Origin of the sequence: Pseudomonas sp. WC2 (assembly GCF_050586545.1) — a bacterium.
Taxonomy (GTDB): Bacteria; Pseudomonadota; Gammaproteobacteria; order Pseudomonadales; family Pseudomonadaceae; genus Aquipseudomonas.
On sequence record NZ_JBOBDR010000015.1, the window covers coordinates 12,445 to 26,030 of the forward strand.

The 13,586-nt window shown below is 57.0% G+C and carries 16 protein-coding genes and 1 tRNA gene; 6 read left to right on the forward strand and 11 right to left on the reverse strand.

Going from position 1 to position 13,586, the window contains the following annotated elements; genetic code table 11:
- Positions 1–31: 31 nt before the first annotated feature.
- Complete coding sequence (locus tag ACQ4OE_RS18740) at positions 32–976, forward strand: alpha/beta hydrolase (protein WP_430947591.1); 945 nt, start codon at positions 32–34, stop codon at positions 974–976.
- Here the strand turns inward: ACQ4OE_RS18740 and ACQ4OE_RS18745 are convergent.
- A complete protein-coding gene (locus tag ACQ4OE_RS18745) occupies positions 973–2,784 on the reverse strand; it encodes an ABC transporter ATP-binding protein (protein ID WP_430947518.1) in 1,812 nt (603 codons plus the stop codon). The two genes, ACQ4OE_RS18740 and ACQ4OE_RS18745, sit on opposite strands and share 4 nt — an antisense overlap.
- 229 nt (positions 2,785–3,013) lie before the next feature.
- On the opposite strand from ACQ4OE_RS18745, the gene ACQ4OE_RS18750 reads away from it, so the two are divergent.
- Positions 3,014–3,427 carry a VOC family protein gene (locus ACQ4OE_RS18750; protein WP_430947519.1) on the forward strand — a complete coding sequence of 138 codons (414 nt, stop codon included), beginning with the start codon at positions 3,014–3,016 and terminating at the stop codon, positions 3,425–3,427.
- A 48-nt stretch (positions 3,428–3,475) separates the two neighbouring features.
- Here the strand turns inward: ACQ4OE_RS18750 and ACQ4OE_RS18755 are convergent, their stop codons facing one another.
- Positions 3,476–3,805 carry a hypothetical protein gene (locus ACQ4OE_RS18755; RefSeq protein ID WP_122592438.1) on the reverse strand — a complete coding sequence of 110 codons (330 nt, stop codon included), beginning with the start codon at positions 3,803–3,805 and terminating at the stop codon, positions 3,476–3,478.
- 239 nt (positions 3,806–4,044) lie between these two features.
- On the opposite strand from ACQ4OE_RS18755, the gene ACQ4OE_RS18760 reads away from it, so the two are divergent.
- Entirely contained in the window at positions 4,045–4,314 is a 270-nt protein-coding gene (locus ACQ4OE_RS18760) for a hypothetical protein (RefSeq protein WP_430947520.1), read from the forward strand.
- Positions 4,315–4,398: 84 nt separating this feature from the next.
- On the forward strand, positions 4,399–4,749 hold the full coding sequence (locus ACQ4OE_RS18765; RefSeq protein WP_430947521.1) for a hypothetical protein: 351 nt from the start codon (positions 4,399–4,401) through the stop codon (positions 4,747–4,749).
- A 156-nt stretch (positions 4,750–4,905) separates the two neighbouring features.
- On the opposite strand, the gene ACQ4OE_RS18770 is transcribed toward ACQ4OE_RS18765, so the two are convergent.
- The 9 genes from ACQ4OE_RS18770 to thrS all read right to left on the reverse strand — a co-directional run bounded on the left by ACQ4OE_RS18770 (position 4,906) and on the right by thrS (position 12,358).
- Positions 4,906–4,982 (reverse strand) — tRNA-Pro (locus tag ACQ4OE_RS18770).
- An 89-nt stretch (positions 4,983–5,071) separates the two neighbouring features.
- Positions 5,072–5,428 carry a MerR family transcriptional regulator gene (locus ACQ4OE_RS18775; RefSeq protein WP_003179985.1) on the reverse strand — a complete coding sequence of 119 codons (357 nt, stop codon included), beginning with the start codon at positions 5,426–5,428 and terminating at the stop codon, positions 5,072–5,074.
- The gene (ihfA, locus tag ACQ4OE_RS18780) at positions 5,409–5,711 is read right to left on the reverse strand and encodes an integration host factor subunit alpha (RefSeq protein WP_002553164.1); all 303 of its coding nucleotides are present in this window, start codon (positions 5,709–5,711) and stop codon (positions 5,409–5,411) included. Before ihfA ends, ACQ4OE_RS18775 begins: the two co-directional genes overlap by 20 nt.
- Positions 5,712–5,714: 3 nt before the next feature.
- Positions 5,715–8,093 (reverse strand): phenylalanine--tRNA ligase subunit beta, encoded by a 2,379-nt coding sequence (gene pheT / locus ACQ4OE_RS18785; RefSeq protein ID WP_430947522.1) that lies wholly within the window; start codon positions 8,091–8,093, stop codon positions 5,715–5,717.
- Between the two features lie 26 nt (positions 8,094–8,119).
- Positions 8,120–9,136 carry a phenylalanine--tRNA ligase subunit alpha gene (pheS, locus tag ACQ4OE_RS18790; protein WP_003226365.1) on the reverse strand — a complete coding sequence of 339 codons (1,017 nt, stop codon included), beginning with the start codon at positions 9,134–9,136 and terminating at the stop codon, positions 8,120–8,122.
- Between the two features lie 109 nt (positions 9,137–9,245).
- Positions 9,246–9,602, reverse strand: a complete 357-nt coding sequence (rplT, locus tag ACQ4OE_RS18795) for a 50S ribosomal protein L20 (protein ID WP_007913489.1) — start codon at positions 9,600–9,602, stop codon at positions 9,246–9,248.
- Positions 9,603–9,629: 27 nt separating this feature from the next.
- Positions 9,630–9,824 carry a 50S ribosomal protein L35 gene (gene rpmI / locus ACQ4OE_RS18800; protein WP_002553160.1) on the reverse strand — a complete coding sequence of 65 codons (195 nt, stop codon included), beginning with the start codon at positions 9,822–9,824 and terminating at the stop codon, positions 9,630–9,632.
- Between the two features lie 60 nt (positions 9,825–9,884).
- Positions 9,885–10,436, reverse strand: a complete 552-nt coding sequence (gene infC, locus ACQ4OE_RS18805) for a translation initiation factor IF-3 (protein ID WP_170947229.1) — start codon at positions 10,434–10,436, stop codon at positions 9,885–9,887.
- On the reverse strand, positions 10,436–12,358 hold the full coding sequence (gene thrS, locus ACQ4OE_RS18810; RefSeq protein WP_007913488.1) for a threonine--tRNA ligase: 1,923 nt from the start codon (positions 12,356–12,358) through the stop codon (positions 10,436–10,438). The genes infC and thrS overlap by 1 nt, the downstream gene beginning before the upstream one ends.
- A gap of 371 nt (positions 12,359–12,729) precedes the next feature.
- Between thrS and ACQ4OE_RS18815 the strand changes: the two genes are divergently transcribed.
- Entirely contained in the window at positions 12,730–13,032 is a 303-nt protein-coding gene (locus ACQ4OE_RS18815; RefSeq protein ID WP_430947523.1) for a hypothetical protein, read from the forward strand.
- A gap of 288 nt (positions 13,033–13,320) precedes the next feature.
- Positions 13,321–13,533 (forward strand): cold-shock protein, encoded by a 213-nt coding sequence (locus tag ACQ4OE_RS18820; protein WP_003179963.1) that lies wholly within the window; start codon positions 13,321–13,323, stop codon positions 13,531–13,533.
- The last annotated feature ends 53 nt before the right edge of the window (positions 13,534–13,586 follow it).

Genomic DNA, 13,586 nt, shown 5'->3' on the forward strand with positions numbered 1-13,586 from the left:
GTTCTTTGTCCGACCTTTGGTGAAACGTTTAATGTTCCTCGCCTTCATGACTCGTCTGCGTCGCCGCCGCTTGGCGTTCGCCTTAATGGCTGCGCTGATTATCGGCGTGCCGACGAGTTGTGCCGTGCTCCAACACACCGAGCGCACACTGCTGTTTCGCATAGAACCGGGTACGGCCGGCTGGTATCACGGCCTGCCGGGCAGCGTGCAGGAACTCGATCTGCAACCGAAGAGTTTCAAGGCCGGGCAGAACATCCATGCCTGGTGGTGGCCGGCGGAAAAAGCCAATGCCCCGGCCATCCTTTATCTACACGGCGTGCGCTGGAACCTCACCGGTCAGTTGTTCCGCATCGAACAACTGCGCGCGGCGGGCTATTCGGTGCTGGCCATCGATTACCGCGGCTTTGGCCAGAGCAAAGGTGATCTGCCGTCGGAAAGCAGCGTTTACGAAGACGCTCGGGTGGCGTGGGAGCGCTTCAAACTGCTGCAACCCGATCCGAGCAAACGGCTGATCTATGGCCATTCACTCGGTGGCGCTGTTGCGATCGATCTCGCCGCAGAACTCGGCCAGGATGCTGCTCGTAAAAATACCCCGCTACCGGTGCGGGGTCTGGTGATCGAATCGACCTTCACGTCCCTGGCTGATGTTGCGGCCGCCGTGGCCAATACGTCGTTGCCGGTGCGTTGGCTGCTGTCGCAGAAATTCGATTCCATCGACAAAATCGCCGAGATCCATATGCCTCTGCTGGTGGTGCATGGTCTGGCTGACGCTTTCGTGCCGCCGCGTTTCAGCGAGCAATTGTTCAACGCAGCGCAGCAACCCAAACGTCTGTTGCTGGTGCCCGGCGCCACGCACAACAACAGCATGGCGCTCGGCGGGCAGAACTACCGCAAGGCCCTCGACAGTTTGATGCAGAGCAAACCCGCGCCTCGGGTGGCGGGCCCTGCAACCTTGCGCAGCGGCCGAGACACCTAGCGGTAGCCGCGCGCCTGCAAGTCGAACAGTTGCGCATAATGCCCGGCAGCGGCGATCAGTTGATCGTGACCACCCTGCTCCAGAATCCGCCCCTGTTGCAGCACGATAATGTGGTTGGCATTGCGTACACTGGAAAAACGATGGGAGATCAATAAGGTCATGCGCCCTTGGGTGTGCTGGCTGAAATGCTCGAACACCGCCGCTTCGGCCGCCGGGTCGAGGGCTGAAGTCGGCTCATCGAGGATCAGAATGTCGGCATCACGGCGCATGTACGCGCGGGACAAGGCAATCTTCTGCCACTGCCCACCGGACAATTCCTGGCCACCGGCAAACCAGCGTCCCAACTGCGTTGCGTAACCCTTGTCGAGCCCTTCGATGAAAGGCGCCGCCATACCTTGGGCGGCCGCTTCCTTCCACCGTTGCTGGTCATTGAATGCCAAGGTATCGCCGACGCCGATGTTCTCGCCGACGCTGAACTGGTAGCGGATGTAATCCTGAAAAATCACGCCAATGCGCCGACGCAGCGCGGTTTCCTGCCAATCCTGCAAGTCGCTGCCGTCGAGCAGAATGCGTCCTTGATCAGGCCGGTACAGGCGGGTCAGCAACTTGATCAGCGTGGTCTTGCCAGAACCGTTCTCCCCGACCAACGCCATGCTCTGCCCCGGCATCAGTTGCAGGTCGATGTTTTCCAGTGCTGCTCGACTGGCCCCCGGATACCGGAAACCGACGTTTTCGAAACGCAGGCCATCGCCCGGCAAGATGCCGGCGGTCAGGTGGCCGGTATCGACCTGAACCGGTTCGGCCAGGTATTCATACAGACTCGTCAGGTAGAGGCCGTCTTCGTAGAGGCCGCTGATCGCACTCAGGCTGCTGCTCACCGCGCTCTGGCCTTGCTTGAACAGCACCAGATACATGGTCATCTGGCCAAGGCTGATCTGGCCATGCACGGCATCGATCACCACCCAGCCATAGGCCACATAAAAAGCCGCAGTGCCGAGCAAGCCGAGGCCGAAACCCCAGCCATCCCGGCGCAATGTCAGGCGCCGGTCCTCGGCGTACAGCCTGGCGAAGGTGTCGCGATAGCGTTGCAGCAACAGCGGGGCAAAGCCGAACAGCTTGACCTCTTTGATATAGGTTTCGTGGGACAGAAGCGTTTCGATGTAATTCTGCTGCCGGCTCTCCGGCGCGCGTCGGGTGAACAGACGAAAGGCGTCACCGGAAAAATGCGCTTCGGCGAAGAACACCGGCAACGCCCCCACCACCAGCAGCAACAGCGCCCAAGGGGAAAAGTGCACCAGCAGGACACCAAAGCTGATCAGCATGATCAGATTCTGAATCAAGCCCAACGACTTCATGACCAACGCCAATGGCCGGGTGGAGGCCTCGCGACGCACGCGCACCAGTTTGTCGTAGAACTCGGAGTTCTCGAACTGCACCAGTGACAGGGTCTGCGCTTTCTGCAAAATCAGCGTATTGACCTTCTGCCCCAGTTGCACGCGCAACAGCGACTGCTGCACCGAGAGTGCCCGTTGCGTGCCGGACAACAGCGCCAGCACTCCGGCTTCCAGCAACACGTAACGCAACACTGGCCACAGCGGCGCACTGCCGTTTTGTGCATGCAACTGCATGGCCGCGACCACGGCATCGACAATCCGCTGCCCCAACCATGCCGCCAGAGCCGGGAGCAACCCGGCCACCAACGTCGCCAGCACCAATCCGAGAAACAAGCCTCGCGATGTTCCCCAGACCAACCGCAAGGCGCGCTGCGCCTGATCGAACAGTGAGGTGAAACGCGATAGATCAGGCATGGAGTGTTGGGCTCAGCAGGGAATCAAGTTAGCCATGGTACTCCAGCGCTAAGGGTGGATTTCACACCGCAAAGTTTCCCTGCGCTAAGTTCGGCGTTTTTCAGAACAAAAACATCTGGGAGACTCTGCCCTTCGCGGCGTCCAACGCTCTGCTATGTTTTAACCGCCCCCGCGGAACCCGGCGAACACCACCCGCCACGTTCCGCGCCTGACTGCCGGGAGCAAAGACATGAGAATCAACCCGTACCTGATTTTCAACGGCGACTGCCGCGAGGCTTTCACCTTTTACGAGCAAGCCTTGCAGGGCAAGCTCGAGGCGATGATGGCCTTCGGCGAAACACCTGCCGCCGAGCATGTCCCCGAAGAACATCGTCACTTGATCATTCACACCTGCCTCAAGGTCGATGATCAGAAGATCATGGCTTCGGACACGACGCCCGATCGGCCCAGCCAAGGCATGAGCGGCTGTTCGATTTCGTTGAATGTCGACAGCATTGCCGAGGCCGAGCGCGTGTTCAACGCATTGGCCGAGGACGGTCGCATCGATATGCCGTTGGAAGCGACCTTCTGGGCCGTCCGTTTCGGCATGCTGGTGGATCGATTTGGCGTGTCGTGGATGGTCAATTGCGAGAGTGAAAAATAAGCCTCTCAGGCATCAAAAAGCCCAACCGGTCGAGGTTGGGCTTTCGGGTTAGCGCTGCGCCAGTTCGTGCCTGACGCACTGCTCGTAATACGTCTGCTTGACCGCCGCTGGCTTGAGCTTCGAGCTGCTGTTGTAGGTCTGCTCGGTAATCCCCATCGCCGTCATGCGCATCCACGGCTGCTGGAACCTCCGCACCTGCAATTGCTTGCGCGCTCCGTAAAGCGAGACCCCGGACAGTTTCGATTGCTGGGCTCCGGCTGCGATGTCCGAACCCCAAGTGCACGCGAAACGATGACTTTTACTCAATTCCTTCGCCTGGACTCCCGAGGCGAGTACAGCCAGGGAAAGCGTTGCAACGGTGATGACAATCGTCCTCATAGTGCCAACCTAACCTCTTGAAAAAAAGCGAGTTTGCCGATGAAACCGCAGCTCGGGGGCCAGCAATTTGCCGCTTTTCAGTGGTTTTTTTTGCATGGAAATCTCAGCGGCCGAACGGCTTCTTCACTAGCATGATCGGGACCGGTCACCGCCCAGAGCCGCCGCCGGTCTGATGATCCGCACGTTCCGCCATCGGTTGTTTCCAAACCAGTACATCCATTGGCTTGGAAATCGACATCATGAACAAGAAAATTGCTGTGTGCGGGCTCACCGGGCTTCTTTTGATCAGCCCGCTCTTTTCGCTAGCTGCGGAAAAAACAGCGGGCGCGGCAACGCCGCCTACGGCAATGCCGGGTGTGAATCAGGGCGGGTCGGAGTCGAAAGAGGACAAGGCTGACAAGAAAGGCGAAGAGGCGTCGGGTTCGAACTCCGGAGCTGAAGCCCACGAGACGCAGAAGGATGCTGCAGGCTCGAGTGACTCGGGGGATATGAAAAAATCCGGGCAGTGAACTGCGCCTGATTCGAGAGAGCATCAGATGGTGGCGCTAAGCCACGAATGGTAAAGTTCGTGCTCAAAACAGGGATGGCGCGTCATGATCAAACGATTTGTTGTAGCAGCATCGGTAATGTTCACAAGTCTTGCGGCACACAGCGCGAATATACCTAATGAACTCTCGGAAGAGTGCCAACGCGTAAAAAACTCGGCAGGAGCCATCATGAAGGCCAGGCAAGAAGGCCTGCCCATTGCGACAGCGTTGGAGTTAGCCGACAACGCACGTAAGGAAAGTGAGTACGTGGGTAGCTTGTATCGAAGCCTGATCGGAAAAGCCTACGAGTTTCCGCGGCAGCCGAACGTCAAGATGCAGCGAGGCTTGACCAAAGAATTTCAGCAAACGTATTACTCACTTTGCATTGATGCCGCGCAAAAGACCGCAGCTCAATAAACCCGAGGAGTAGGTGAAGCAACAGGCAGCACATTCTGCCGAAACGGGTCTATGGGCCTCGGTGAACTCAACGCGGAGTTTTGCGCGGGTATTGCGCACGCACAAAAAAGCCGATCCATATGATCGGCTTAAGTGTCTGATTTTACTCAGGAAATATGGTCGGGACGGAGTGATTCGAACACTCGACCCCTAGCACCCCATGCTAGTGCGCTACCGGACTGCGCTACGCCCCGACTGGTCTTGCAACTCGCTCTTCACCTCGAAGAACGCTCAAGAATATATCGCAAGCTTTTGAAAACTGGAAGTATTCAAACGCAGCTTTTTATTTCTTGAGAACCACCAGTACGTCTTCCAACTCGGCAATCATCTGCCGAATCATCTGTTTGTATTGAGTGGTGTCGTCTTTGGCTTCATCGCCGGACAGGCGCAGACGTGCGCCGCCGATGGTGAAACCCTGATCGTAAAGGAGCGCGCGGATCTGCCGGATCATCAGCACGTCCTGGCGCTGATAATACCGGCGGTTCCCGCGGCGTTTGACGGGGTTGAGTTGAGGAAACTCCTGCTCCCAGTAGCGCAGCACGTGTGGCTTTACGGCACACAGCTCGCTGACTTCACCAATGGTGAAGTAGCGTTTGCCCGGGATAACGGGTAGTTCGTCGTTATGACTTGGTTCCAGCATAAGCCTCAACTCGGGCCTTCAACTTCTGCCCTGGACGAAAGGTGACCACACGGCGAGCCGTGATCGGGATTTCTTCCCCCGTTTTCGGGTTGCGGCCAGGCCGCTGGCGCTTGTCCCGAAGGTCGAAATTGCCAAAACCGGACAATTTGACCTGCTCGTTGTCTTCAAGAGCGTGCCTGATTTCCTCGAAAAACAGTTCTACCAATTCCTTGGCTTCCCGCTTGTTCAGGCCCAGCTCTTCATACAGACGTTCCGCCATCTCAGCTTTCGTCAAAGCCCCCATACGTCACTTCCTTAACGTGGCGTTCAACCTTTGTTCGAGCGAGGTGAGGATATTTTGCGTCGTCGAATTCACCTCATCGTCATTAAGAGTGCGCGATGGATGCTGCCAGGTCAAGCCAACTGCGAGGCTTTTTCTATCAGGATCAATGCCTTTACCCTGATATACGTCAAACAGCCTGAGATCTGTGAGCCATTCGCCTGCATTTTCACGGATTACGTCCAGCACGGCCGCGGACGCGACGTCTTTGTGCGCAATCAGTGCAAGGTCACGACGCACTTCAGGAAAGCGCGACAACTCATGGAATTTCGGCATTTTACCGACTGCCACTTCAGCCAGAACCAGCTCGAAAACGAAGACTGGACGATCCAGACCCAAGGCTTTCGACAATTCCGGGTGAATGGCGCCGATGAAACCAACTTCACGCCCTTCGCGCTCGATACGCGCGGTTTGACCCGGGTGCAGCGCCGGGTGTTTGCCCGCTGCGAAAGTGAACGAATCCAGCGCACCGGCGAAGCCCAAAACCGCTTCCACGTCAGCTTTGACGTCGAAGAAATCGACGGTGTCGCGACCTTGCGCCCAACCTTCCGGCAGACGGCTGCCGCAAACCACGCCCGACAGCATCGGCTCTTGCTTCAGACCTTCGAGCTGACCGACGAAGCGCAGACCGCTTTCGAACAAACGCACGCGATCCTGCTGACGATTGAGGTTGTGCTGCAGTGCCTTGACCAGACCCGGCCACAGCGACGAACGCATGGCGGCCATGTCGTTGGAGATCGGATTGGCTAGCAACAACGGCTCAACGCCCGGGTTGAACAGTTCGAACTGACGGGGATCGATGAAGCTGTAGGTGATCGCTTCCTGATAACCACGAGCCACCAGCAGACGGCGCAGTTCCGGCAAGTCGCTACGCGCCTCGGCCTTGGCTTGTGGCGCCAGACGCGCTTGCGGGTAGCGAACCGGCAGACGGTTGTAGCCGTACAAGCGAGCCAGTTCTTCGATCAGATCCACTTCCAGGCTGATGTCGAAGCGATGGCTTGGCACTTCTACGCGCCACTGCCCTTCACCTTCAGCAACAATGCCCAGACCCAGGCCGCTGAGCAAACGCTCGACCTGTGCCGAATCCATTTCCATGCCCAGCATCTGAGCGATGCGCTGGGAACGCAAAGTGATCGGCGCGATCGACGGCAGGTGCTGCTCGCTGACCGTCTCGATGACTGGGCCGGCTTCACCGCCAGTGATCTCCAGCAGCAGGCCAGTGGCACGCTCCATGGCTTCACGGGCCAGTTGCCAGTCAACGCCACGCTCGTAGCGGTGCGAGGCATCAGTGTGCAGACCGTAGGAACGAGCCTTGCCGGCGACAGCGATCTGGTCGAAGAACGCAGACTCAAGGAATACGTCGCGAGTGGTCGCGGATACACCGCTGTGCTCGCCACCCATCACACCGGCGATCGCCAGCGCGCGAGTGTGGTCAGCAATCACCAACGTATCGCTACGCAGGCTGACTTCCTGACCGTCCAGCAATACCAGCTTCTCGCCTTCTTCCGCCATACGCACGCGGATGCCGCCGTTGATTTCGGCGAGATCGAAAGCGTGCAGTGGCTGACCCAGCTCAAGCATCACGTAGTTGGTGATGTCGACGGCAGCGTCAATGCTGCGCACATCGGCGCGACGCAGACGCTCAACCATCCACAGCGGCGTTGGCTTCGACAAGTCGACATTGCGGATGACGCGACCCAAGTAACGTGGGCACGCGGCAGGCGCCAGTACTTCTACCGCACGCACTTCGTCGTGCACGGCAGGAATAGTCATGACCACTGGACGGGTGACCGGCGCGTCGTACAGCGCGCCGACTTCACGGGCCAGACCGGCCAGGGACAGGCAGTCACCACGGTTCGGGGTCAGGTCGACCTCGATGCTGGCGTCTTCCAGATCCAGGTACACTCGGAAGTCTTCGCCCACCGGCGCATCGGCCGGCAGTTCCATCAGACCGTCGTTGCCTTCACCGACCTGCAGCTCGGCTTGCGAGCACAACATGCCATTGGACTCGACGCCGCGCAGCTTGGCCTTCTTGATCTTGAAGTCGCCCGGCAGTTCGGCACCGATCATGGCGAACGGGATCTTCAGGCCCGGACGCACGTTTGGCGCTCCGCATACGACCTGGAAGGTTTCCGCGCCATTGCTGACCTGGCAAACGCGCAACTTGTCGGCATCAGGGTGCTGCTCGGTGCTCAGCACCTCGCCCACTACCACGCCGCTGAAAACACCGGCGGCCGGCGTAACGCTATCGACCTCAAGACCGGCCATCGACAGACGAGCAACCAGCTCATCGCGATTTACCTGCGGGCTAACCCAGCCACGCAGCCATTGTTCACTGAATTTCATCCTGCTCTCCTAAGAATTCGTTACGACTAGCGAAATTGCGCGAGGAACCGCAAGTCGTTGTCGAAGAACAGACGCAAGTCGTTCACGCCGTAACGGAGCATGGCCAGACGCTCGACGCCCATGCCGAAGGCAAAGCCCGAAAACTCTTCCGGGTCGATGCCGGACATGCGCAACACGTTCGGATGAACCATGCCGCAGCCCATCACTTCCAGCCAGCCGGTCTGCTTGCAGACGCGGCAGCCTTTACCGCTGCACATCACGCATTCCATGTCGACTTCAGCGGACGGCTCGGTGAACGGGAAGTACGAAGGACGGAAACGTACGGCCAATTCTTTTTCGAAGAACACGCGCAGGAATTCTTCGATGGTGCCTTTGAGATCGGCAAAATTGATGTCGCGATCAACCAGCAGGCCTTCGACCTGGTGGAACATCGGCGAGTGGGTGATATCGGAGTCGCTGCGGTACACACGGCCCGGGCAGACAATGCGGATCGGCGGCTGCTTCGATTCCATGGTGCGGACCTGTACCGGCGAGGTATGGGTGCGCAGCAACATGTTGGCGTTGAAATAGAAGGTGTCATGCATCGACCTGGCCGGGTGGTGGCCTGGGATGTTGAGCGCTTCAAAGTTGTGATAGTCGTCTTCGACCTCAGGGCCTTCGGCAATGCCGTAACCGATGCGGGTAAAGAACTGTTCAACACGCTCCAGAGTCCGGGTCACCGGATGCAGACCACCGGAGGTCTGGCCACGGCCCGGCAACGTCACGTCAATGGATTCGGCGGACAGTTTGGCAGCCAGTTCGGCTTCCTCAAACAGGGCCATGCGCGCATTGAGTACGCCTGTGACACGTTCCTTGGCAACGTTGATCAGGGCGCCGACTTGCGGACGCTCTTCTGCCGGCAAATTCCCCAGGGTCTTCATCACCTGAGTCAATTCGCCCTTCTTGCCAAGGTATTGAACCCGGATTTGCTCCAGGGCATTGATATCTTCAGCGCTTTGCACAGCCTCTAGTGCTTGAGAGACCAGCGCATCCAGGTTTTCCATGTACAGACTCCAGATACAAAATAGGGGAAGAGCTTGAAGGCTCTTCCCCTATTTAAGACGTTTACCACCTGGCCCCACGGAAGTGAGGCCGGGTGATTGTCGGGGGTACTTAAGCCAAGGTGGCTTTAGCTTTCTCGACAATCGCAGCAAACACCGCTTTTTCGTTCACTGCCAGATCAGCCAGAACCTTACGGTCGATCTCGATGGACGCTTTTTTCAGGCCAGCGATGAAACGGCTGTAGGACAGACCGTTAACACGAGCACCAGCGTTGATACGAGCGATCCACAGAGCGCGGAACTGACGTTTTTTCTGACGACGGTCACGGTAGGCGTATTGGCCTGCCTTGATTACCGCTTGCTTGGCAACACGGAATACGCGGGAGCGCGCGCCGTAGTAGCCTTTAGCAAGTTTCAGAATTTTTTTGTGACGCTTACGGGCAATGACGCCACGCTTTACACGAGCCATGAGTTACTTCCTCTATTCTTGACTAAATTAACGAAGGCGCAGCATGCGCTCGACTTTTGCCACGTCAGACGGATGCAGCAAGCTGCTACCGCGCAGTTGACGCTTACGCTTGGTCGACATTTTAGTCAGGATGTGGCTCTTGAAAGCGTGCTTGTGCTTGATACCGTTAGCAGTTTTCAGAAACCGCTTAGCAGCACCACTTTTGGTCTTCATTTTTGGCATGTTCGGATACTCCGCATTCAGTTGATAAACATAATCAGAAGGCCTGCCGTGCCCTGTTGATTACTTCTTCTTTTTCGGGGCGATGACCATGATCAGCTGGCGTCCTTCCATCTTAGGATGCTGTTCGACCGAACCGTACTCGAGCAGGTCAGCTTCAACCCGCTTGAGGAGTTCCATCCCCAGCTCCTGGTGGGCCATCTCACGGCCGCGGAATCGCAAGGATACCTTGGCCCTGTCCCCATCACTCAGGAAACGTACCAGGTTGCGCAGTTTTACCTGGTAATCCCCTTCCTCCGTCCCTGGACGAAACTTGATTTCTTTAACCTGAATCTGCTTCTGGTTTTTCTTGGCTGCGGCAACCTGCTTCTTCTTCTCGAAGATCGATTTGCCGTAATCCATCAGTTTGCAAACAGGGGGTACTGCATCGGCGGAAATTTCCACCAAATCCAGTTTGGCCTCTTCAGCCTTAAGAAGCGCGTCTTCAATTGACACAATCCCAAGCTGTTCACCTTCAGCCCCAATTAACCGAACCTCGCGTGCCGAGATATTCTCGTTGATCGGGGCTTTCGGTGCAGCTCGTTTATCTTGTCTCATTTCACGCTTAATAATAATTACTCCGAATCTGGGCGACCACGCCGGGAAACCGCTTGCGCGAGAAACTCAGCGAACTGGGCGACGGGCATCGAGCCCAGGTCAGCACCTTCACGAGTACGCACAGCGACAGTCTGCATCTCGACTTCCTTATCCCCGATTACCAAGAGATAAGGAACCTTGAGCAAAGTATGCTCGCGGATTTTAAAGCCGATCTTTTCATTTCTCAAGTCGGACTTGGCACGAAATCCGCTTTCGTTGAGAGTTTTTTCAACTTCTGCAACAAAATCTGCCTGTTTATCAGTGATATTCATGATCACCGCCTGAGTCGGCGCGAGCCACGCAGGGAATGCACCTTCGTAGTGCTCGATCAGAATCCCGACGAAACGCTCGAAGGAACCGAGGATCGCACGGTGCAACATCACTGGGTGTTTGCGGCTGTTGTCTTCGGAGACGTATTCAGCGCCCAAACGGACAGGCAGGTTAAAATCGAGCTGCAAGGTACCACATTGCCAGACGCGACCGAGGCAATCTTTCAGCGAGAATTCGATCTTCGGACCGTAGAACGCACCCTCACCCGGCTGCAGATCGTACGGCAGGCCCGCAGAATCAAGGGCTGCAGCCAATGCCGCTTCAGCGCGATCCCACAACTCGTCGGAACCGACGCGTTTTTCCGGACGAGTGGACAGCTTCATCTCGACATCGGTAAAGCCGAAGTCACGATAAACGTCCATGGTCAGTTTGATGAACGCGGCGGATTCAGCCTGCATCTGCTCTTCAGTGCAGAAGATGTGGGCGTCGTCCTGAGTGAACGCACGCACGCGCATGATGCCGTGCAGCGCACCCGACGGCTCGTTACGGTGACAGGCGCCGAATTCGGCCAGACGCATCGGCAGCTCGCGGTAGCTCTTCAGGCCTTGGTTGAACACCTGCACGTGGCAAGGGCAGTTCATCGGCTTGATGGCGTAGTCGCGGTTTTCCGACTGGGTAGTGAACATGTTGTCGGCGTAGTTGGCCCAGTGCCCGGATTTCTCCCACAGGCTGCGGTCGACGACTTGAGGAGTCTTGATCTCAAGATAGCCGTTATCGCGCTGGATCTTGCGCATGTACTGCTCGAGCACCTGGTAAAGAGTCCAGCCGTTCGGGTGCCAGAACACCATACCCGGAGATTCTTCCTGGGTGTGGAACAGGCCCAGACGCTTGCCGATCTTACGGTGATCGCGTTTTTCAGCTTCTTCGATGCGCTGGATGTAAGCCGCCAGCTGCTTCTTGTCTGCCCAAGCGGTGCCGTAAACGCGCTGCAATTGCTCGTTCTTGGCGTCGCCGCGCCAGTAGGCACCGGACAGTTTGGTCAGTTTGAAGGACTTCAGGAAACGCGTGTTCGGCACGTGCGGGCCGCGGCACATGTCGACGTATTCTTCGTGATAGTACAGACCCATGGCCTGTTCGTTCGGCATGTCTTCGACCAGACGCAGCTTGTAGTCTTCGCCGCGGGCCTTGAACACCTCGATCACTTCAGCGCGCGGAGTGACTTTCTTGATGACGTCGTAATCTTTCTCGATCAGCTGCTGCATGCGCTGTTCGATGGCCGCCATGTCGTCCGGGGTGAAAGGACGCTCGAAGGCGATGTCGTAATAGAAGCCTTCGTCGATGACCGGGCCGATGACCATTTTCGCAGTCGGGTACAGCTGCTTGACCGCGTGGCCGACCAGGTGGGCGCAAGAGTGGCGAATGATCTCCAGCCCCTCTTCATCCTTTGGCGTGATGATTTGCAGGGTCGCGTCGCTGCTGATGATGTCGCTGGCGTCGACCAGTTGACCATTGACCTTACCGGCCAGTGTGGCTTTGGCCAGACCCGCACCAATGGATGCGGCGACCTCGGCTACGGAAACCGGATGATCGAATGAACGTTGACTGCCGTCGGGAAGAGTAATAGTTGGCATGGCGCCTCCTCTCCTAGTGGTGACCCCTACCAAAGGTCACGTGGGTTGGGATGAGCCAGTACAAGATCCGATCCAGGCCATTCAATGACGAACGCCTGCCTTACAGCGGCAGGAGCCTTGCGGCCAACCGGAAAACCGAACCAGAGTGACTGGGATTCAAATCGAGAATATTCGCACGTTGACCGCACCGGGACTGAAGGTCATCCGGAGCCTGATAACGCTTGAGCCCGGCATGCTAGCACAGATGAGCGGTCACTTATGCCTCTGTTTGATCAGAAGGCGAATCGTCCGTTTTTATGCCAGAGTGCTGAACTTGATCGGCCCTTCAGCCCTCAGATAACAAGACATTGACCCACAAGGAGCATCCTCGCATGCGTCTGAATACCCTATTCGCCGTAGTCGCCCCCATTGTTCTGCTGCTGCCACTGAGTGCTCACGCCGATTGGCCGAAGGGCGAGCGTGACAAGTACATGGCGCAGTGCACCCAGGCGGCGACTCCACAGATTGGCGCTGCTGCAGCGAAATCCCATTGCGCGTGTGGTGCTGACGCCATCAAGTCCTATCCGGCCAGCGATATTCAGGCACTGATGGACAACAAGGCGACCCCGCAGCTGCAGCAAAAAGCGCTCGGCCAAATCGCCAAATGCAAGGCAAACACACCAGTTAAAAAGTGACAAAAAAGGCCTGAATGATCAGCTAAAGGGGCGAAAAAAGTAGCCGAATTGAGCCTTTTCAGACGATTTATGCAGGTTTTACAGGTTTTTTTATTGTCTTTACTTTTCCCTCAAAGCCTTTTAAACCGGGGCTTTCAGCGAAAAAAGGCAGTAAAGAAAACACGACTGATTGGCAAACAGCACGTCCGGGGGGCTACCAAAGCGAACATTTCGACTATGATACCCGGGTGTGCCCAGTTGGCCTGAGCAGCACAGTACTGAAAAATATATGTTTCTTGGAGATACACCATGTCTAATCGCCAAACCGGCACCGTTAAGTGGTTCAACGATGAAAAAGGCTTCGGCTTCATCACTCCTCAAGGTGGCGGTGACGACCTGTTCGTACACTTCAAAGCTATCGAATCCGACGGTTTCAAAAGCCTGAAAGAAGGCCAGACCGTCTCCTTCGTGGCTGAGAAAGGCCAAAAGGGTATGCAAGCTGCACAGGTTCGCCCAGAGTAATTTCTCGGCGCACTAAAAAAACCCCGTCCATGTGACGGGGTTTTTTATGCCTG